The sequence below is a fragment of the Mucilaginibacter gossypiicola genome, from assembly GCF_900110105.1.
GTDB lineage: Bacteria > Bacteroidota > Bacteroidia > Sphingobacteriales > Sphingobacteriaceae > Mucilaginibacter > Mucilaginibacter gossypiicola.
The window spans coordinates 232,322-254,718 of the sequence record NZ_FOCL01000004.1 but is presented as its reverse complement, the minus strand read 5'-3'; the positions used below and the strand labels follow the sequence as shown (position 1 = coordinate 254,718).

The 22,397-nt window shown below is 43.0% G+C and carries 16 protein-coding genes; 10 read left to right on the top strand and 6 right to left on the bottom strand.

The genetic code is table 11. The features are described from left to right. Positions 1 to 1,365, top strand: coding sequence for an exonuclease domain-containing protein (locus BMX50_RS14815; RefSeq protein WP_091211319.1), 1,365 nt, complete (start codon positions 1 to 3; stop codon positions 1,363 to 1,365). A gap of 492 nt (positions 1,366 to 1,857) precedes the next feature. Further along, positions 1,858 to 2,394: a pyridoxamine 5'-phosphate oxidase family protein gene (locus BMX50_RS14810; RefSeq protein ID WP_091211837.1), complete on the top strand. Its 537-nt coding sequence runs from the start codon at positions 1,858 to 1,860 to the stop codon at positions 2,392 to 2,394. Between the two features lie 102 nt (positions 2,395 to 2,496). Here BMX50_RS14810 and BMX50_RS14805 read toward each other — a convergent pair whose 3' ends face one another. Both BMX50_RS14805 and BMX50_RS14800 read right to left on the bottom strand, forming a co-directional pair. Then, positions 2,497 to 4,389 carry an alpha/beta hydrolase family protein gene (locus BMX50_RS14805; protein WP_208864715.1) on the bottom strand — a complete coding sequence of 631 codons (1,893 nt, stop codon included), beginning with the start codon at positions 4,387 to 4,389 and terminating at the stop codon, positions 2,497 to 2,499. Positions 4,390 to 4,538: 149 nt separating this feature from the next. Further along, positions 4,539 to 6,512 (bottom strand): alpha/beta hydrolase family protein, encoded by a 1,974-nt coding sequence (locus BMX50_RS14800; protein WP_091211317.1) that lies wholly within the window; start codon positions 6,510 to 6,512, stop codon positions 4,539 to 4,541. Positions 6,513 to 6,686: 174 nt separating this feature from the next. Here BMX50_RS14800 and BMX50_RS14795 point away from each other — a divergent pair, with 174 nt between their 5' ends. From BMX50_RS14795 to BMX50_RS14775, 5 genes are all read left to right on the top strand, one after another. After that, the gene (locus BMX50_RS14795; protein WP_091211316.1) at positions 6,687 to 7,835 is read left to right on the top strand and encodes an exo-alpha-sialidase; all 1,149 of its coding nucleotides are present in this window, start codon (positions 6,687 to 6,689) and stop codon (positions 7,833 to 7,835) included. Positions 7,836 to 7,972: 137 nt separating this feature from the next. Then, positions 7,973 to 8,632 (top strand): hypothetical protein, encoded by a 660-nt coding sequence (locus BMX50_RS14790; protein WP_091211315.1) that lies wholly within the window; start codon positions 7,973 to 7,975, stop codon positions 8,630 to 8,632. A 57-nt stretch (positions 8,633 to 8,689) separates the two neighbouring features. After that, positions 8,690 to 9,610 (top strand): ABC transporter ATP-binding protein, encoded by a 921-nt coding sequence (locus tag BMX50_RS14785; RefSeq protein ID WP_091211314.1) that lies wholly within the window; start codon positions 8,690 to 8,692, stop codon positions 9,608 to 9,610. Then, on the top strand, positions 9,603 to 10,856 hold the full coding sequence (locus tag BMX50_RS14780; RefSeq protein ID WP_091211313.1) for an ABC transporter permease: 1,254 nt from the start codon (positions 9,603 to 9,605) through the stop codon (positions 10,854 to 10,856). Before BMX50_RS14785 ends, BMX50_RS14780 begins: the two co-directional genes overlap by 8 nt. Before the next feature lie 95 nt (positions 10,857 to 10,951). Continuing rightward, positions 10,952 to 11,878, top strand: coding sequence for a Ppx/GppA phosphatase family protein (locus BMX50_RS14775; RefSeq protein WP_091211312.1), 927 nt, complete (start codon positions 10,952 to 10,954; stop codon positions 11,876 to 11,878). Here BMX50_RS14775 and BMX50_RS14770 read toward each other — a convergent pair. From BMX50_RS14770 to BMX50_RS14755, 4 genes are read right to left on the bottom strand one after another with little or no spacing between them, the layout of a single operon-like run. Further along, positions 11,875 to 12,138 (bottom strand): hypothetical protein, encoded by a 264-nt coding sequence (locus tag BMX50_RS14770; protein WP_091211311.1) that lies wholly within the window; start codon positions 12,136 to 12,138, stop codon positions 11,875 to 11,877. The genes BMX50_RS14775 and BMX50_RS14770 overlap by 4 nt on opposite strands. 27 nt (positions 12,139 to 12,165) lie before the next feature. Then, complete coding sequence (locus BMX50_RS14765; RefSeq protein ID WP_091211310.1) at positions 12,166 to 12,447, bottom strand: hypothetical protein; 282 nt, start codon at positions 12,445 to 12,447, stop codon at positions 12,166 to 12,168. Then, a complete protein-coding gene (locus tag BMX50_RS14760) occupies positions 12,444 to 13,841 on the bottom strand; it encodes a radical SAM protein (RefSeq protein ID WP_091211309.1) in 1,398 nt (465 codons plus the stop codon). Before BMX50_RS14760 ends, BMX50_RS14765 begins: the two co-directional genes overlap by 4 nt. After that, positions 13,834 to 14,586, bottom strand: a complete 753-nt coding sequence (locus BMX50_RS14755; protein WP_091211308.1) for a prolipoprotein diacylglyceryl transferase — start codon at positions 14,584 to 14,586, stop codon at positions 13,834 to 13,836. The genes BMX50_RS14760 and BMX50_RS14755 overlap by 8 nt, the downstream gene beginning before the upstream one ends. Positions 14,587 to 14,716: 130 nt before the next feature. Between BMX50_RS14755 and BMX50_RS14750 the strand changes: the two genes are divergently transcribed. From BMX50_RS14750 to BMX50_RS14740, 3 genes are all read left to right on the top strand, one after another. Next, the gene (locus BMX50_RS14750; RefSeq protein ID WP_091211307.1) at positions 14,717 to 16,702 is read left to right on the top strand and encodes a M1 family metallopeptidase; all 1,986 of its coding nucleotides are present in this window, start codon (positions 14,717 to 14,719) and stop codon (positions 16,700 to 16,702) included. A 579-nt stretch (positions 16,703 to 17,281) separates the two neighbouring features. Continuing rightward, positions 17,282 to 22,132, top strand: a complete 4,851-nt coding sequence (locus BMX50_RS14745) for a T9SS type A sorting domain-containing protein (protein ID WP_091211306.1) — start codon at positions 17,282 to 17,284, stop codon at positions 22,130 to 22,132. A gap of 16 nt (positions 22,133 to 22,148) precedes the next feature. Then, positions 22,149 to 22,349 (top strand): hypothetical protein, encoded by a 201-nt coding sequence (locus BMX50_RS14740; RefSeq protein ID WP_091211305.1) that lies wholly within the window; start codon positions 22,149 to 22,151, stop codon positions 22,347 to 22,349. The last annotated feature ends 48 nt before the right edge of the window (positions 22,350 to 22,397 follow it).

Below are 22,397 nucleotides of genomic sequence, written 5' to 3'. Positions count from 1 at the left end.
ATGTATGCAATTGTCGATATCGAAACCACCGGGGGACATGCCAGCGCAAATGGCATTACCGAGATAGCCATATGCATACATGACGGTAAGAAGGTGGTGAAGCGATTTGAAACCCTCGTTAACCCTCAGCGTGAAATTCCTATCTACATCAGCGCATTAACCGGTATTACCAACGAAATGGTAAAAGACGCCCCTCCTTTTGAGGATGTAGCTGCTGATATTTACCACCTCATTCATGGTAAGATCTTTGTTGCCCATAACGTAAACTTCGATTTTTCTTTTGTAAGATACCATCTTGCTGCGGCAGGATATGATCTGCAAACCAATAAGCTATGTACCGTAAGGCTTGGCCGTAAGATATTGCCGGGCTTGCCTTCATACAGTTTAGGTAAGTTATGTAAGCATCTTGGTATTGATAATCAAAGCCGCCACCGGGCTATGGGTGATGCCGAAGCTACGGCCGAACTGTTTACACTGCTACTAAACAGCGATACAGATGGGCACATTAAACAGTCGCTTAAACTGGGGTCAAAAGATCAGGTACTGCCGCCTAATCTATCAAAAAAAGATATCGACCAGCTGCCTTATACACCGGGAGTATATTACTTTCATGATCAAAAAGGCAAGGTGATATATGTGGGCAAGGCCAAAAATGTTAAGAAACGCGTAAGCAGTCATTTTACGGGCAATAATCCCGGCTTTCAACGTCAGGAGTTTTTGCGTAATATTCATCAGATCAGCTATCAGGTTTGTGGCACTGAGCTCATCGCCTTTGTGTTGGAAGCCATCGAAATCAAACGCCTGTGGCCTAAATACAATCGTTCATTAAAACGTTTTGAAAATGCTTTCTGTCTCTACGCATTTGAAGACCAGCGCGGCTATATTCGCCTCGCGGTGGATAAATATCGTAAATACAGCGATCCGATATATACCTGCAACTCCCTGCTTGACGGATATAACCTGCTCAACAAACTGATAGAGACCTTTGACTTGTGCCCTAAGCTTTGCTTTATACAAAAAAACAATGAGCTATGTACCGGCGCAGCCGGAAGTAGCTGTGCCTGCGAAGGTGTTGAACCTCCGGAAAGTTATAATGCGAAGGTAAACAATGCAGTAGATCAGCTAAAACAAGCTTTGCCTACCTATGCCATCCGGGATGAAGGCCGCACCGGCGATGAACATAGCTGTATTTTAGTTGAGAAAGGCCAATTTTATGGCATGGGCTATATCTCTCATTACTTTGATGCCAATAATGTGCAGCAACTTAAAAGCTACCTCACTCCCTACCCGGGGAATGATTACATCAAAAATATTGTAGCTACTTACGCCTCTAAGTATCCGGACAGAATGGTGGTGTTTGGGTAAGCAGGCAATGTTCTAATTAATATTATTTTAATGGCGCAAGTTTTGTGTGGTGGCCCCTGGAGGGGTTTGTGACCAGGCCATGCTAATGCCTCTGTAAAGTTCGCGATTGCTTCGTACCTTATAATGACGTGATCGTAAGTTGTTGATTATTAAATATATTTTAAAAATCGATTTTATAACATGGGCGTTGCCTGCGGCCCGGGCTTTCCGTTACAAGTCCTCGCCTTTCCTACCCTCACTCCCTACACACGCTGCGGGCTTTACACTGCAATCCCTAACGCGGCCTCCGCACAACATCCCTAAAATATATTCTGCTCGTCATCACGATTTTTTCCAGAGTATCTCTGGTGGTTACTCGCAATGGCGTAACGGAAATACACCGGGGCCCACACACTACTTATAAATAAATAATTATCTATTAAGTTAAATTCACCCACACAATTGAGTTTTTAATTGGTTACCCTTATAACATTTGCCAACAAAAACTTAAAAATGGATAGTATAAATCAACAACAACCCGAGGATAACATAAAGGACCTTAACGGCCCGGAAGCTCTCGCAAAGATCAAAGAACTTGCGGAAAGCGCGAAAAGTTGCTTCTTTGTGAGCAATATTAAAACCGGCGTACCGGCTTCTGTACGACCGATGTCTGCGCAGAAAATCGACGATGAAGGTAATTTCTGGTTTCTTAGCGCTAATGACAGCCATAAAAACGATGAATTAACCAAAGATCCATTTGTTCACCTGCTTTTCCAGGGATCAGGATATTCTGATTTCTTAAATCTTTACGGGATTGCAAGCATTACCGAAGACAAAGAAAAGATCAAAGAACTATGGGAACCCACATTAAAAGTATGGTTTACCGAAGGCATTGATGACCCGCGCATCAGCATAATCAAAGTTGAACCTACCGAGGGCTACTATTGGGACAATAAACACGGCAATGCCATAGCCTTTGTTAAACGGCTCGCCGGCGCTGCCATAGGCAAAACAATTGACGATTCGGTAGAAGGAAAGCTGACTGTCTGAAATCTGAATGTCTGAACCCGAATTTGTTGAATTTCATGAATTAAAGAATTTGAAAGGCTTGAGTTAATTAGCTCAAGCCTTTCAAGTTTAATTTAAGCTTCATCAAAAAGCGCCCACTTTAGGGGGCTGGGGTGATAAATATTTATCAAACCATTCGATATACCGCTGCAACCTGTCAACCTGGTAACTGGGCACGGTAATACCGTGATACTGGCCGGGATAAAGCACCAGCTGCGTTGGTATACCTTGCGACCGCAGTGCTTCATACATTTGTTCTCCCCCACCGGTTGGCACATTAAAATCCTTTAGGCCCGACATGAATTGAGTCGGCGTTTTTATCTTATCGGCATGAAAAAAAGGATAAGATAACTTGATGTATTTATCGGCATTTTTCCATGGTGCCCCTAACTCATTGTCGTACTGCATTACCCACTGATCTGATCCGTAAATAGCCAACTGCAATGCGCTACCGGCTCCGCTTGAGGCTGCCTTAAAACGAGGATCGGTAGCTATAGTATAATCTGTAAGGATGCCGCCGTAGCTCCAACCACCAATACCAAGGCGATCTTTATCGGCTATGCCAAGCTTAACCAGTTCATCTACTGCTCCGAGCAGGTCTTTAACTTCTTTATTGCCCCAATCGGCATAAATGGCTTTGGTAAATTCTATACCGCGCCCTGTGCTGCCACGGTAATTTACGGCAGCTACAGCATACCCGGCACAAGCAAGCGTTTGCCTGATCTCATCAAACTCAAACTCATCCTGATCGGTAGGGCCACCATGGATGTAAAGGATAAATGGCATTTTTTTGGTAACCACGCTATCCGGCATATATAAAATGCCGGATACCAAAGTACCATCGCTACTAAACGACTGGAAACCTTTTACATAAGCAAGCTTAACCTCACTAAGCCATTTTTCCTGGTGAAAAGTTAAACGGCGGACCTTGCCATTTTCAATAGCTACCAATTCGTTAGGCATATATGGTGTGGTCATCCGCCCTACCCATGTTGCTAATGAATGGCCTGCTATATCAGAGAAACTACATTCATTACCTCTGTATACCAGTACCGATTTGCGGAGAAGCAAATTATACCTGTTGATATAACGGATTCTGTCGCTGCTCACTACATATTCAAGGTCTTTACCGTCCTTGCTCCAGGCAATGTTGCTAACAGGCCTGTCCAGCTGATCAGTTAACGGGCGATTATTTTTCCCGTCGGCATCCATCAGGAATAAAACATCATGCTGGTAAATGAAATAATCTGCGTCGCTTGTTGAACGGAGATAGGCAATACGCTTACCGTCCGGGCTCCAAACGGGATTAATATCATGACCGGTAAAGGTAGTAAGCTGTTTAGGTTCAGCACCCGGTTTAGCCTCTATTGTAAAAATATCAGTATTTTCATTCCTATCGGGGTCGGCAGTGTGGTTGCTTATATAGGCAATGGTTTTTCCGTCGGGGCTCCATTGCGGCGAGCCATCATCCATTTTACCACTGGTGAGGGTGTCCAGTTTTTTTGAGCCCACATCATACAGGTATAAGTGCGAATGCAAATGCTGCAGGTACCCTTCAATATCCTGTTTAAAATGATAGCGGTCTATTTTGATAGGTGGCGTAGTTTTGGGTGCTTCTTTTCCCTTGTTTTCCGGGTCTTTTATAATTAATGCCAGTTTCTTACTATCCGGCGACCAGACATATTCTTCAATCTCACCTTTAATATCGGTGAGTTTATGCCCCTCTCCTCCACGCCTGTCCATCATCCAAACCTGGCCACCATTTTTTGAATCTTTTTCGGACAGGTAAGAAATAAACTTACCATCCGGTGTCCACTTGGGGGTAGAGGCGGGCTCATCGCCATAAGTAAGCTGAATGGACTGCTTGCCATCGAAGCTTTGCATCCATAAGTGAGATATGCGCTTATCCTTAGCCGTATCCACTTCAGATAGTTCGTAAACCAACCATTTGCCGTCGGGAGATAACTGAGGAGCCATCAACGTTGGTTGTTTATATAAATCTGTGGGCTTAAGCGGCTTTTTAACAACTTGGGCACATATGGGCTTAAAAGCCAATGCAACCAAAATCAACATAACATACTTCATAAAAACACGATTAAAAAGCCCCGTCGGGACATATCAAAATGTTATTTTTTTAAATACTTATCATACCATTCAACGTAGCGCTGCAACCTGTCTACCTGGTAGCTTGGCTTAGTAAGACCATGGAATTGATTAGGATATAATATCAATTCGGTTGGGATGCCTTGTGTTCTTAACGCCTCGTACATCTGTTCGCTGCCGATGGTAGGCACATTAAAATCCCGCAGACCTGACATAAACATTACCGGTGTTTTTATTTTATCGGCATGGAAAAACGGGTATGAAATCTGGATCCACTTATCGGCATTTTTCCACGGCACACCTATCTCGCTTTCATACTGTAACACATACTGATCACTGCCGTAAACAGAAAGCTGTAACGCGCTGCCTGCACCACTGGCAGCCGCTTTAAAACGGGTATCAGATGCAATGGTATAATCGGTAAGGATACCGCCATAACTCCAACCGCCTATGCCCAGCTTGTCGGGGTTGGCTATGCCTAATTTCTCTAATTCGTCAACAGCACCAAGCAAATCCTTAACCTCTTTATTGCCCCAATCGGCATAAATGGCTTTACAGTAATCTAATCCTCGACCGTTGCTACCGCGATAATTTACCGCCGCTACGGCATAGCCGGCAGCAGCAAGCGTTTGCCGGGTAGCATCAAAACTAAATTCATCCTGCCCAACCGGGCCACCGTGAATAAACAGAATTAAGGGATACTTTTTTTCAGGAACACTATCGGGCGTTAAAACTATCCCCGACACTTTGGTACCATCAGAACTTGTTGATTCAAAACCTTTGGCATAAGCAAGTTGCACGGTATTTAGCCATTCATCATGATGAAAAGTAAGCCTGCGCAGCTTTTTATCTTCCAAAGCAAACAATTCGGCAGGGGTATACGGATCTGTTTTTTGTACTATCCAATTACCCGAAAGATTGGTAGCTATATCATTAAAAACGTAATCGCCTTTGTTTATCGTAGTGATCTTTCCGCTGTTGATATTGATATTGGCTAAATAACGCGTGCGGTCATCTGTCACAATAAATACAATATTCTTGCTGTCTTTAGCCCAGGTTTGTGCGGCAGCAGGTCGGTCAAGCTGTAGGGTAAGCGGTTTATTATTTTGGCCAACAACGTCCATAATGCATACTACGCTTTGATCATACATCATGTAATCGGCATCGCTGGTTGAACGGAGATAGGAAATATACCTCCCATCAGGGCTCCATTGCGGGTTGCTATCCCTTCCACTCCAGGTAGTAAGCTGCAACATACTGGCACCTGGGCGGGCGTCAATAGTAAAGATATCGGTATTTTGGTTTTTGTCAGGATCGGCACTTCGGTTACTGACAAAAGCGATGGTTTTGCTATCCGGCGACCATACCGGCGAACTTTCATCTTTATCGCCCCGGGTTAAAGTATCAAGCTTTTTAGTGGCAACATCAATTAAATAAAGGTGATTATGCAAGTGCTGAAGATATCCAACTACATCCTGCTTAAAATGATAACGGTCAATAACTATTGGCTTTGGCGTTTTAGGCTCTTCTTTGCCTTTGTTTTCCGGGTCGCCTATCACCATTACCAGGCGCTTACCGTCGGGGCTCCAGGCGTAGTCGCCTAAGTCGCCTTTAATATTGGTTAGCTTAGCACCCTCACCACCACGCCGGTCGATCAGCCAAACCTGTGAACCTGTTTTTGAATCACGTGAGGAGAGAAACGATAAGTATTTACCATCCGGGCTCCAGCGCGGCGATGAGGCTGCCTCATCGCCGTGAGTTAACTGGATAGATTCTTTGCCGTCAAAACTCTGCATCCATAAGTGGGATACGCGGCGGTCTTTAGCGGTATCAACATCCGATACACTGTAGGCAACCCACTTACCATCAGGCGATAATTGCGGATCACTCACTACCGGGATACGATAAACATCCGCAGGCTTCAATGGCTTTTTTTGTTGGGCGGATGCGTTAAAAACAACTGAAAGCGTGGCTATTAAAAGTAATGTTCGCTTCATAAATGATGTATTTGACAGGCATGTAATTTAGTAAAAGAACCTTGATTTGGGTATAAAAGGATTGCCATGCTTTTGTTATAAAGTTTAGTTATGTTTTTTTGTTTAAGCGATACCGCACATCAGCAAATTTCAACTCCGTTTTTACTAACCGGATAAATTGCGTTAATTAGGATCATGTCTGCAAAATTCAAGTCTTTTTTTGTTACCTCCCTTTTTCTATCTGTTCTTGGCGCCCACGCCCAAACCCCGGCCATTCGCAACAATTACCAAACCGAAGCCGGAGTACCGAGGTTAAACATCGAACGATCGATGATCTACTCGCCCGATAAAGAGTGGCTTTATAACCATCACGCATCCATCATTCATTTTAAAGACCGTTTTGTGGCCATATGGAGCAACGGAATGATTGATGAGGATTCGCCGGGGCAAAGAGTAGTGTATTCTACTTCTAAAGATTTCAAACACTGGTCGCCATTAAAAACATTAGCTACTCCGGGCAAAATCAACGATACCCTCACGGTACTCACTGCCGCCGGGCTTTATCAATACAAAGGAACCCTGGTAGCCTATTATGGCGACTACGACAAACATCGCAATAACACCCATTTATGGGCTAAAACCAGTACCGACGGTGAACATTGGAGCCAACCGCTTGATATGCATTTGCCTGTTGTACCCAACCATGGGCCTGAGGTTACAAATAGCGGCAGGTTGATCATCAGTGGTAATTTCACTTTTCCTTACACCGATGATCCCCGCGGGCTTTCGGGCTGGAAGCTAAGCAGTTTTTATCCCGATTCACTTTATAAACAGGATAACCCTGCCATGTTTTATGCCCCCGCTGCAAAATCAGGATTACCGCCACTTTGTGAAGGCTCATTTTTTGAAACTGATGACAATGTATTGCATATGCTGCTCAGGGTAACCGGTAAAGGCTGGAAAGGCCATTTATGGCTTACCGAAAGCAAGGATAACGGCAACAGCTGGTCGCGGCCGGTGGAGGCCCCTTTTTCGGATAATGACAGCAAGTTTCACCTGGGCCGGTTACCCGATAAACGTTTTTATTACGTAGGCATCCCCGATACCCTGCACCATTATGACCGCAACCCGCTGGTGCTCTCGCTATCAAAAGATGGTAAAATCTTTGATAAAAATTATATTATAGCTAATGAGCTATATCATCTTAAAAAAGAAGGCTTGTGGAAAGGCGGGCAATATGGTTACCCCCATACCATTGTTTATAATGGCTATATGTACGTGATTATTTCAAGGCAAAAAGAGGCCATTGAAACATTGAGGTTTAGCCTGAAACAACTGAAATAAATCAAGCACCCGCTTTATTAACTAACGGCGTATTTTGTATCAAAACAATCACGCCGTTTTTTTTATTTCAATTAACAGCCTTGCCTTATTATCTTTAGGCTAATTGTAATATTCATTAATTTAAACCTATCCTGCTTATGAAACCTACACGTGATACCGCTTACCTTACCATTGCTGCTTGCGCGGTTAGTATGTTGGCGCTAATACTCCTGTACGTCATGCAAGCTATTTCGTTCACAGCACTGTATGTAGTAAAACCCTGGCTTTCATTTATGCAGGTTATTTGTTTTGCCTGGCTGATGATATTCGTGATAGGTATTTTAAAATACACCAACGAAAAGTCAGCTATCGTTAACCTGTTCATCATTTATATGATCTATAGTGTAGTATCGGGTTTAGTTAATATGGCTATCGGCTTTTTTCAAATCAATAGCGAATCATTAATAATGTTTTACCAGATACATGGGGCTATCAACATGCTGGTCATAATATGCCTCGTGATCATGGCTGCTTTGTTGCGAGCTACCGTATTCAAATTGCCACTACTGCTTTTTGCGCTGAGCGAACTATTTGTTGTTGTATTTTACATGGCTGTACCGATGGCATTTTCCCTTATCGGAATATCTAACTATGTGCTTTATATCCGCTATATGGGGCTCGTATACCTCATTGTTCCGTCGGCCGGAATTTATATTGCAATAACCGCCTTAAACGCGCTTAATAGCCAGCCACTGCAAAAGCCATTTTATGATATGGAAAAGCCCGATTGGTCACAGTACGATAAACCCAACCTGTAACTTTTTTTGCTTAACTTCATCTAACAAGGCAAAACATAGATACATAAACCTTAACAAATGCTAAGCATCCGCAATATTGTTAAACAATACGCAGGTCACCGTGCACTCAGTGATGTAAGTTTAGAGGTTGAAAGCGGTCAGATTTTTGGCCTGCTTGGCCCTAATGGTGCCGGTAAAACTTCGCTTATCCGTATTGTAAACCAAATTACTGCCCCCGATTCGGGTGAGATTTATTTTAATGGCGAAAGACTTAACCAATCGCACATCGAACGGATAGGTTATCTGCCCGAAGAACGCGGCCTGTACAAAAAGATGGAGATTGGCGAACAAATGATTTACCTGGCCCGGTTAAAAGGCTTAAGCCGTGCTGAAGCGCAAAAACGTCTTAAGTTTTGGTTTGAGAAGCTGGAAATGGAAACCTGGTGGAAAAAGAAAATAGAAGAGTTATCAAAAGGCATGCAGCAAAAAGCACAATTTGTAGCAACTGTACTGCATGAACCCGATTTGATTATATTAGATGAGCCTTTCAGCGGATTTGACCCCGTAAATGCCGAACAGATTAAAGACGAAATATTGGAGCTAAATAAAAAGGGCGCCACTATTTTGTTTTCTACCCACCGCATGGAATCTGTCGAGGAACTTTGCGATGCCATAGCCCTCATCCATAAATCGCACAAGATATTGGATGGTAAGGTTAAACACATCCGCAACTCCTATCGTAACGAAACCTATTTTATTGAATACACGGGCCAACAAATAGCATTTGATGGTAACCAGCCGTTTGAACTGGTTAGCGAAACTCACGCTGATGATGGCAGTCATACCATCAAGATAAAACTTAAGGGCGAAAATAATTCAAACGATGTTTTGCAATACCTTATTCCAAAAGCAAGGGTAAATATGCTGCAGGAGGTAATACCCAGCATGCATGAAATATTTATCGAAAAAGTTAACCTAAACTCAACCGGCCATGAATAAAGTATTACTTATTATACAGCGCGAGTATCTTACACGGGTTCGCAAAAAATCATTCATCATCATGATATTTGTGGTGCCGTTGCTGCTATTTATCATGGGTGTGGTTATAAAAATGGTTGCCGAAAACAGCGATAAATTATCCTCCTTACAAACGGTTAATGTGATTGATAAAAGCGGCGATTTCGCTAATAAATTCCATGATGTTACGAATGTAAAATTCACCTATGCCCTTACTGATCTTAAATCATCAAAACAACTGCTAAAAGACAGTGAAGGGATCTCTATTTTGTATATTCCTGTAAACTATCTGCAGAAAGATTCGGTACAGATCTTTTCAAAAAAGAAAGCTTCGATCCCTCTTTCCGAAGAAATTGAGAAACAGATCAGTGATATCGCTTTTTCAAACAACCTTGTGAAACATCATATCGACACCGCGCTTTTGCGTAACATCAAAAGAGCCAACATATCAGTAAACGCTATTGAAATTTCAGACAAGGGTGATAAGAACGCCAATATCGGCCCCAATATCCTGATCGGGATTGCCTGTGCTATACTCATTTACATATCGTTGTTTATATATGGTGGCCAGGTAATGCGTGGAGTGATTGAAGAAAAAACTAACCGTATTATTGAAGTGGTAATATCATCGGTAAAACCCTTTCAGCTTATGCTGGGTAAAATCATTGGAGTTGGTTTAGTTGGTCTAACGCAATTCGGAGCCTGGATAATTTTGTCTGTCATATCAACTAAAATAGCTGGACATGCTTTTAATTCGCCGGCCAGCCCCATGACAAGTGCACTTGCTGTATTGCAAACCATTCCGTTTGGGTATATTATGGGTTGTTTTATATTTTACTTTTTAAGCGGATATCTATTATATGCGGCCCTTTTTGCGGCCGTAGGCTCGGCGGTTGACAGTGAAACCGAAACGCAGCAGTTCATGTTCCCGATAACTATGCCTTTGTTATTTACGTATATTCTGTCGGTATCGGTACTGTTCCGTGCACCCGACAGCCCGCTGGCAGTATGGCTCTCTATCATTCCATTTACAGCCCCCGTAGCCATGATGGTACGGATCCCGTTTGGCCCACCACCCTGGCAGGTTGCTTTATCTATGGGTTTAATGGTGATCGGTTTTTTATTTACCACCTATGTTGCGGCGCGAATTTACCGGGTAGGTGTGTTGATGTATGGCAAAAAAGCAAGCTATAAAGAACTCGCAAAATGGTTTTTTTATAAAGAATAATTTTTGATTTCGGATATCGGATGTTCGATTTCGGATTTACCGAATAAAATCCCCGGGAATGGAAAACATTTTCGGGGATTATTTATTTTAGCCGTATGAGTAAACGCGTTGCAGTAATGGATTTGGGTACAAATACCTTCCATTTATTGATTGCCGAAGGCGAGATCCATGACTACCATGAAGTTGTACATATTACTGAAGCCGTTAAGTTAGGCGAGGGAGGCATTAACAAAGGCCATATTTTGCCAGATGCTTTTCAGCGTGGCGTAAATACTATGCAACGTTTTCACGAACTTATCGCGGCCAACAACGTTAGCAGTGTAAGAGCGATAGCAACCTCGGCCTTACGCAGTGCCTCTAACGGAAAAGATTTCGTTAAAGAAGTTGAAAGCCGAACAGGCATCGCCATAGAAATTATTGATGGCGAACAGGAAGCCGGTTTTATCTACAACGGTGTAAAGTTAAGCGGCTGCTTATCGGCTAAAAACTCCCTGATCATGGATATTGGCGGAGGCAGCGTTGAGTTTATTTTGGGCAACACCGATAAAATATTGTGGAAACAAAGCTTTGAGGTTGGCGCTGCCCGCCTCATGGACCAGTTTCATCACACCGACCCAATCCCCCCAGCATCTATCGAGGCTATGAATTTGTATCTCGAGGATACCCTGAATGATTTGTTCATCGCCACTACAGGCATTGAAATAGATACTCTTGTTGGCTCATCGGGCTCGTTTGAAACTTTTGCTGGCTTGGTCGAAACAGAAAAGGCCCGGCCCTTTGATTTGAAAAGTATCCAGCATTATGATTTTGATGAAGAAGAGCTTTTAACCATCACCAATAAGCTGATTCTCTCAAGCCATAAAGAAAGATTGGGTAATCCGGGAATTATTCCCGTTCGGGTTGATATGATCGTAGCTGCTTCTTTGGTTACCCGTTTTATTATGCATGCGCTGGATATTCACAAGGTAAGTATGTGTACTAACTCATTAAAAGAAGGGGTTTTGGCAGGGATGTTAACCTAAATGGAGAAAACAACCCAGCATGATGAAAAACCGATCAGCAGTACTACGAGTGCGCTAAACAAAAACTCTTTTCTCAAGGCAAAAATTGCCACTATCAGGCATAATAATACATGCAAAAAAATAAAGACTGCTTCTGCTAATATAATAAGCTCTTCATTAACAATCCATCTGAAATATATGGTATAAGCTACCAGTACCAATAAATTGATACCAACAACTATCATTTTATTGTTACCGGGGGCTTTCTTCAGCGTTTCCATTTTACTTTTATATCAACTTGCGGGATACTAAATCCTTATCAGTGAAACACATGTTGAAAATCCAATTATCAAAACCAACAGGCCGCCTAAAAACCAACTCCACTTACGGAAATACAATGAAAGTATAATACAAACCACCACCTGGGCAATCATTAGCAATCCGGCGAATATAAGCCCGCCGCTGGTCAGCATACTCAGCAGTGTATAGCCAACAAATACCGCCAGATTAAGCCCTACTATCTTGATACCACTTGGCTGCTTGTTATCAGGATGTTGATTTTGTGGTTGTAATTGTTCTTCCTCTGTCATACCAAAATCTCTCCTCTTAACTGTTCAAGGTATTCCCGCTTATCATCCCTGTAAAACAGATTCATGGTTTCAAAGGGAATGATTTGCATGTCTTTATTTACGATATGCACACATGATTTTTTGATGGCACGCACATCAAAGTTTTGCGCATCTATAAATTGCATAATTATCACCCTGAACAGGTTGTCGTAGCTCAAGCTTGGCGCATCAATTTCGGGCAGGCAGCATAACAATGAGTGCAGGTGTTCTTTAGCTTTATCAACCGAGTTACCTGTGCTGAACATATTAAGCAGATGCCCTTTCAAGCGTTCATCATTTTCATAAACGATGGTGTTTTTTGAATTATCGAGCAGGTCATCCGGATTGATCATCCTGGTTAGCGGAATCACTTCACCGCCCAGTTTAAGAGCATACCCCATCACCAGGGCATCAGGATTGCAGGGCACCGGTATCAGGTCGTTTTTGTTAAATATTTTCGTTTGCTCCAATATAGCGCTGCGTACCTCAGTAAGGGTGTAACGGTCGGTTTGCTCATTAAAGTGCTCTAATCTGCCGGCCTGCTGGGTAGGCTGAAAAGTTACCCCGCGAACACAGGGCTGCTTCAATGCATATTCAATAATTGCCCCTAACTCGTCAGTATTTAAACCTTTTTGCAACGTAACTACAAGCGTTGTCGACAGATTATACTTGTTTAGATTTTCAATGGCCTTTTGCCTCACGTCGCGCAAATCCTCCCCGCGCAATTGCTCAAGCGCCTCTTTTTTAAACGAATCAAACTGCAGGTAAATCTCAAAATCGGGCATATAGGTTGCCAGCCGCTTTACAAAATTTTCATCCTTAGCAATCCGGATACCGTTAGTATTTACCATTAGATGCTTAATGGGTTTTGTTTTAGCGATATCCAGAATTTCAAAAAACTGCGGATGCACAGTGGGCTCCCCCCCGCTGATTTGCACCACATCGGGCTGACCTTCATTTGCCACTACTACATCCAGCATCTGTTCAATTTCGGCCAAAGTACGGTGCCTGCCATAAGTAGGTGATGACATGGCATAGCAAGTGGGGCAACTTAAATTACACCTGTCTGTAACCTCCACAACAGTAAGGCATGAGTGCTGCTCATGATCCTGGCAAAGGCCGCAATCATACGGGCAGCCATAATGTGTTTTGGCATTGAATTTAAGCGGCATCTCACTTCGCTTGGCATAGTTGCGGCAGTTTTTATAATATTCCACATCGGTGGCAATCAGCACCTTTTCAAAACCATGTTGCCTGCAGTTTTTAAGCATGTAAACCTTATCATCCTCAAAAACAATTTTGGCATCAACCCGACGCAAACAGGTGGAGCAAATGCTCAACGTAAAATCATAATATATATACGGGCGTTCAGGCATGGCTTATAAACAGCTTTTTAGGATATAAAAATACTTTATAATAATACAAAATGCCGGCCATAGAAACTAACTGAATTACCGATAAACCAAAACTAAAAAAGTAATCGGGCTTAATAAACTCAACCAGTAGCCGAAAAATGAGGTAGCTTACCATAAACAATTTAAACCTTGCACCATCAATAAAGCGGTGGCTTTGTTCAATGAGTTTCAGTATAAGCCAAAGCATTACCCAAAACACTATCTCATACAAGTTAGTGGGGTGCCTCCGGATCCCATCGCCAAAATCAATAGCCCATGGTAAATTGGAAGCTATGCCATAAGTGCCGTCCTCCAGGCCGGCCAAAAAACAACCGGTACGGCCAATAATCATAGCCAGGATGAGCGGATAAACCATCAAATCGCCGGATGATACGGTTACACCCAATTGCTTTTTGGTAAGTTCAACGCCTATCAATCCACCAAGCATACCGCCCACTATGGTTTTATTGCCCATGAAATAGATGATATTGAAATGCGAAAACAGCAAAGGCGGATTTTCAAAGATCCCTACAAGATGCGAACCGATAAATGCACCTGCCGCCGCGCCGATGAAAATAATAAGCCGGTGATCGGCACTGATCTTATCTGCCGAATGCTTACGCAACCATGCATAATACCGGTAGCCTAAAAAATACGACAACGTTTCACAAACAAAATGTACCGGGATGGATGACCGGCCAAAGGGTATATTTACTGGGAAGTGCAAGTTTAGCTTTTATAATAAAGCTCTAAAATATGTTTTTTTATAATAGCCATAAGCGTGTACGTTTCTTAACTTTTTCATAAAACCCAATTTTAGCGCCATCCTTTGTATATTGGGCACTTAAATACACAGCATGAAATTACGATCTATCGGCATAGGTATAATGTCGGTTTTAGCACTCAGCGCGTCGGCGCAAAAAGGAAAACTCAATCCTAACGATACTTCATCAAACTACAACGCGGCAGCGGCTTTTTCGCCTATGTTTTATACCGAAAAGGGTAACGACTTTCACTCGGCCAATGGCGCTCCCGGCCCTAAATACTGGCAAAACCGGGCCGACTATACCTTGAAAGTAAAACTTGATACTGTAAGCAAGACCATAAGCGGTACCGTAGTGATTAACTATACCAATAACAGTCCCGATGCCCTGCCGTACCTTTGGTTACAGCTTGATCAAAATACTTATAAACAGGATGCCCGTTCCAACTTTTTTACCGACCATTCGCCTGGTGCAGACCAGTATACCAGCGGTTACCAGATAGAATCTGTATCTGTTGATAACGGCGATGTTGTTAAAGCGGTACCTTTTATAATCACCGATGCCCGCATGCAGGTACGACTTGCACATCCGCTGCAAAAAGGAGCTATAAGACTGCGCATCAATTATCATTATACCATTCCTGGCGCTTTTGGAGGCCGTACTGATTATTGCGATACTAAAAATGGCAAGATCTATGAAATTGCGCAGTGGTTTCCACGCATGTGTGTTTATGATGACAGCCACGGCTGGGATACCTTGCCGTTTTTAGGCAGTGGCGAATTTTACCTCGATTATGGAGACATAGATTATTCAGTAACCGTACCATGGGACATGATCGTGGCCGGATCTGGCGAACTGCTTAACCCCAAAGAGGTATTAACGGCAAAACAAATAGCCCGCTTAGATCAAGCTCGCAACAGCGACAAAACTATCATGATCCGCGATTTGGCCGAGGTTAATGATCCTGCCAGTCGCCCGGTTAACAAAGGGACCCTTACCTGGCATTTTAAAATGCTCAACACCCGTGATGTTGCCTTTGGAGTATCAAAAGCTTACATCTGGGATGCAGCAAGGGTTAACCTGCCAGGCGGTAAAAAATCATTGGCTATGAGCGTTTACCCTGCCGAAAGCTATGGTAATGATGCATGGGGCCGGGCTACCGAATATCTTAAAAAATCGATAGAATACTTTTCAGAAAAATGGTTTGTATATCCTTACCCTGTTGCCATTAACGAAGCGGGCATTGCCGGCGGCATGGAATATCCGGGTATTGTGTTTGATGGCATTACAGACAAAGGCAGCGTGCTTTACTGGGTAACAGCGCACGAGATAGGCCATAACTGGTTCCCGATGATTGTAGGATCAAACGAGCGGCGTTATGCCTGGATGGATGAAGGCCTGAATACCTTTATAGATATATACGCTTCCGATGCCTTCAATAAGGGAGAATACGCACCAAAACGGGATAGTGAGTACGCACCCGGCGGCGGTAATCCTGCCGATGAGATCATTCCCTCACTGCTTGATCCGCAATCGCCAAGTATTATGACCACACCTGATGCCATCCCCGAAAAATATCGACATCCCCTCACCTACTATAAGCCTGCTTTTGGCCTGGTGCTGCTGCGCGAACAAATATTAGGAAAAGACAGGTTTGACTATGCCTTTAAAAATTACATCAACCAATGGGCTTTTAAACACCCACAGCCTGATGACTTTTTCAGATCAATGGAGAACGGGGCCGGCGAAGACCTTTCCTGGTTTTGGAAAGGCTGGTTTTACAATAACTGGCTGGTAGATATAGCGCTTATCGACGCAAAATATGCAGGCAAAGATGCTTCGAAGGGTATCACTATTAAAGTGGTGAACAAAGAGCAGTTGCCGATGCCGTTTACTGTCGAGGTAAAATTTAAAGATGGCAGCAAAAAACGCTTTTATCTGCCGGTTGAAACCTGGCTGCAGTCCGGGCAAATTACTTATACACTGCCTACTACTCAGGAAGCCGAATCAGTCATCATTGACCCTGATAATGCCCTGCCCGATCTAAACCGCGGCAATAACGGCCAAAAGGTTAAATAAAACAAATACACCAGGTGTTCAACTTTTTTAGGACTGAACACCTGGTGTATTTTTCAAAAAAAACAACTATTGATTATCAGGCATTTACATTATTACCCAAACAACGTATGAACACATACACATTGATAATCAAAAACTTAAAAACCCGAAGCTTTAAAAGTTGAACACCCATCTTTTGAAAGTTGAACACTCATGCCTTTCGTGTAAAAGAATTCCATAAAACACTTCGCAACCTCATCTTCAATTGAGTTATTTGGCTAAATTCTCCTGGCAGCAATCAAAAAACCTCACTCCAAACAGGAATAATTGAAAAAAACTACCGTTTTGTGCTAATTAATTACCCATCACTACAGGTTAACAACATGCTTATTGATTAAACCCAAAGGGAAAAAAATTCCCCAAACCGGGCAAATAATAATCAATAATTAAATTTCATCTATTTTTAATTTTCTTAATAAATAACTAAATAAAGTACGCTATTCGTAATATAAAAGCCATTTTAAGTTAAAATCCGTACTTTAACTACATTTTTATTAAGTCTGCATCATTATTGCAATTGTTCCTCAAAACCTAATTAACTTGAAAACACAATTACTCTGCGTTTTATTTGCCGGATACCTGCTGTGCCTGGTTAACAGAGTTGCTGCCCAGGAAACCAGTGATAACCTCACCTATTACTACAATAACTTTGAAACTTCGTCGGCCAATAATATAACATCATTAGGCGCAAGCGGTGTTGGTAATGCAACCCGCACAAGCTCGTCAATTACTATCGATGCGTCAACTACAAGTCCCCTAAATGGTTCGGTAAGCTTAAGATCGGCAGTGCCGTCAACCAATGCTATAAGTGCAATTCGCTGGGATTTTGTTGGAAGCGGCACATCTGGTAGTGTTGATATGACCCAGAATGATTTTGAATGGAATTTCATTTATAAAAACAATAGTGCAACCGGCCCTTCTGACCCAGACGTAATGGCTGTTGGCAACAATACCTGGCGTTACTGGCTTATTGCCAATGGTTATACCACCAATAATATGCAAGGCATTTATATAACCCACACCGGCACAACACTAAGCCTACGGTACAGGTATGATAGCGGCACGTCATCTGGTCATTACAATGAGCTTCTTAATGCAACGATGGCCAATGATCAGCAAACATATATGATCAAAGTACAGCGCTTAAAAGATGGCCGCTGGGCTATTTTTAAGGACGTTTTTGTAGCGGGGATGACCACAGCCAAAACGCTTGTTGCCTCAAGTACCAGCACAACGGGCAGCGGGTACAGCACTTATTATTATTCCTATCTCGAATCAACATGCACTACTGCCGGTCGTTTTCAGTGGGATAATTTTGATATGTATACCCGTGTGCTTCAGTTTACAACAACAGGCGCAAACGGAACAGCCAATAACGTAACCCAGCCCCCTTACTACGAGAGCGAAAGCGTGATCCTTTACGGCCTGAAAATAATATCAAGGGGTAACTTTATTATCAATCAGTTAGTGATGAATACCACCGGAGCAGGCTTTGAGGCATATTTTAATGGTTCCGGCAGCCTTTACCGGTCGGATGATTCATACTACTCTACTTCTTCTGATGCATTGATTGGTTCGGTAAACTATACAGGAAATGCTATACAGGATTACAGTGTAGGTGATCTTATATCAAGTTCGGGTAATACAGATGGGTCTTACTCGGTACCGGGCTATTACTTTTATACAGGTACCGTAAAAAGCCAATTGAATTATGGCGGAAGCCCTACCGGCACTATTACAGTTACCAGCATTAATACACTTATGGGCAATGGTAACAGCTCATCCATTACGTATACAGGCCCGTCATCAAATGGCAATGTCATCACGTTTGTAAACGCAATCGATTGGACGGGGGCATCAGACAATAACTGGAACAATACCGGTAACTGGAGCCCCGCAACTGTTCCAACCACAAGCAACGTTGCACGTATAGGTGTTGTTTCATTTAAAAACCAGCCCACCGTTCAAAGCAGTGTTCCTAATGTCGCCTCATTGATACTTGGCCCCACAAAAAGTACATTAACCGGATCCCCATCTATTTTATTAACTATCAATAACACCTATTCACTCACGGTAAACGGAGCCATAACGCAAAACCATAACAGCAGCACCGGCGATGTAACAACAACCATTACCGGTTCAGGAACCGGTACATTGAACTGCAACTCATTTGTAGTTGGAGATGGCACAACTCCTCCGGCACCTACATCATTCACTACTCCAACCTCAAATACAACTACGATAAACGCTACAGTTCCTGTATTCAATATCACTAATTCACTGACATTAAATACTACATCTTCGGCACTTGGCACCTATGCATTGATATTCCTGCAAAATTATTCTGTTAACAACGCAACGTTTCATTTAAACTCAGGCACGTTAACCGTAAGCAATATCTCAACCACCAATGCAAACTATGTAAACCGGAATGATGGCCTCAACACAATAACCAATGCCGCCTTAGTTGATATGGATACAGGCACCGGGGCTACTACGTTAAACCTAACGGGCAATACCCCAATAAGTGCTGCTACAGGCGGTAGTATTGATTTCACAACCGGCGGTACCGGCACCGGACTTGTAAACTATGCTGCCACTTCGGGCACACAAACAGTATATGCTACTAATGATAGTTTTATCGGGGCCACTCCTTCTAACTATGATAACCTTACTTTATCCGGAGCAGCGGCTAAAACTGTTGACGGCGGCGCATTAACTATAAGCGGAAACTGGATCACCAGCGGGGGCGCAATAAATCTAAATACTAATAATCCTACCATTACTGTTACAGGAAACTGGACCAACTCTGCCAATGTAACACAAGGATCTGGCAGCATAGCCATAACCGGCAACACTACTAACAGCTCGGTAATAACGGGAGCTTCAGGCACGCTTACCTTCACGGGCACCTATGGTAATTCATCAGGCTCCTCCATCACAACAGGATCGGGCACAGCAACTTTCACCGGTGCATATACCAATACTGCAGGTACTTTTACCTGCGGCTCAGGAAGCGTAATTTACAATAGCGATTATACCAACACGGGGACGTTTACACCCGGAACCGGTACTGTTTTCTTCAGTAAAGCAGGTGCGCAATCCCTTACCGATAACAGTACAAACGGCACAAAATTCAACAATGTTACTGTTAATGGCAGTGGTACCAAAACCATGTCGGGCACCGGTAAATTTGCAGTATCTTCTTCGGGCATACTTACCATGGGTGGTACTGCTACTTTAGCGGCCGGCGGGGTTTTAACATTAAACTCTGATGCTACAGGTTCAGCCACGGTTGCAAGTATCCCTTCCGGTACAGCAATTACCGGCAACGTAAATGTGCAACGCTATATTAATGGTGGTGCAACAAAATACAGGGGGTACCGTTTGTTGACTTCTTCTGTTAATACAGGAGCTCCTATCAAAGTATTTACACTGGCATATCTTAAAAATAACGCGTTTGTTACCGGCACAACATTAGCAGCGGGTGGTTTTGATGTTTCGCCGGGAGCCAATAACCCTTCCATTTACTTTTTTAAAGAAAGCCAGCCTGCAAGCAAAAGTTCTTTTACATCGGGCTATTTCAGAGGGGTTAACAGTTTAACATCGCCCTACTCTTTTGATGGGGAAACCGGCACCAGGTCAATCGGTGCAGGCAATGGCTTCGTATTCTTTTTCCGTGGAGATCGTACTGCTGCCGGCTCTATAGCCAACGCTATCTATACAACTTATGTTCCTCAGCCAACCACAATGACCGAAACAGGAACATTAAACCAGGGCAATATTACCGTGGCAAACTGGTATGATGGCACATCAACGTTACAATATTCAAATCCGGCTATGAACAACCTGCAAGGTTACAACCTTGTGGGCAACCCCTATGCCAGCACCATAAATTTTGAAAAGTTTAACCGCAAGGGAACATCTGGCGGTAATGCCAATGCCGCCTCTTCAATTTATATTTCCGGACAAAAAGCCCAGATTTACACAACTACCGCAGGAAATGTACCGCCGTTAGCTTTCATATGGGTGTACAATTTAACAACAAAAAATTACGAAAGCTACCAACAGAATGCAGGGCAGATAACCTCCGTTAATGATACCACCACAACCGTTAACCCTGGTGTACAAAGTGTAGTAGGCGGCGCAGCAAGCAATATGATAGCAAGCGGGCAAGGCTTTTTTGTTATCGCAAATGGCAGTGGCCAGGCTTTAACTTTCAGGGAGTCGGCCAAAGTGACTACCCAACCTTTATCAACTACGCTTACCGGAGTGTTTAGCCTACCGCAAGGCAAAACACCAATTGCGCAGGCTTTGGGTACAGGTAGTAAAGCCATCATGAGCGCCGCAAACACACCGCTTGCTGCCGCAAGTGTAAGCGAACCAGTTTCACAACCCAGCCCTGTCATGCATCTCCTGCTTGAAAAAGACGAGGCTAATTTTGATGGCGTTGCACTGGTTTTTGATAAATGGGCTACCGCAAATTTCGATAAGAATAAAGATGCTGAAGACCTTGGCGGAAACGGTGCACTGGAAAGCTTCTCGGCATTAACAAGCGACAGTGTAAAAACAAGCATCCACCATCGTCCGCTACCCGGAAAAACCCAGGTGATAATCCCGCTTTTTGCAGATGCCACAACATCGGGCACCTATAAAATTAAACTATTCGACGTTAAAGATCTTCCTGCCATTTACGAAGTATGGCTTAAAGATAATTTCACCAAAGATTCTGTCGACCTCAAACACAACAACGCTTACAGCTATAATATTGATAAAGGCACGCCTGCTACTTTTGGAGCAGACCGCTTTCAGCTAATAATGCGCCAAGATCCTGCGTTGGCCCTTAAACTGATTGATTTTAACGCTGTGAAAGTAAGTGACGGAGCCAAAACAACCTGGACTGTTGAAAATGAAGCAAACTATACGTCATTTAGCCTGCAAAGAAGTATTGATAACGGCAAAACCTGGGAAGATTTGAATGTTATACAGTCCGACGGTTTAGGTACCTATTCATATACCGACCCCGACCCGGCAAAAGGCTTAAATAAGTACCGCGTTCAGTTAACTGATCTAAACAATGATATCACCCTGTCAAAAGAGTTACCGTTGATGTATGCAAATACTCAAAGTAACATAAGCAACAGCCTGCTTACCATATATCCAAACCCTGTACACGAAACCGTAAACTTAACTATATCCCAAACCAACTCATCGGCTAACTATAATATTCAATTAACTAACAGTAGTGGTATGCTATTGAAGACAGTAAATATTACTCAATTGTATTGGAAAAACAACGTGGCCAGCTTTGTGCCCGGAACATACATTATAAGGGTTATTGACAACAAAACCAAGCAGTTGATTGGCACCGGTAAATTTGTAAAACTATAAAAAGCGATTTGTGCATATGATAAAGAAGATTTTTTTTACCAGCCTTATTTGGGTAATAGCAACCGTAAGTTGTTTTGCTCAGATAGACTTCAATTGCGATAGCGCAGATGACGACGCGTTCTGTCCGCTTGATACCTGGGTTATCGTATTAGCTGTAGCTGCGTTTGCTTTTGCTGCATTTCATTTATACCGCAAACAAAAATCCCTTCAGGCTTAAGGCCCAAAGGGATTTTTGCATTTAGTTCAATAAAATCGATCAGCAAAT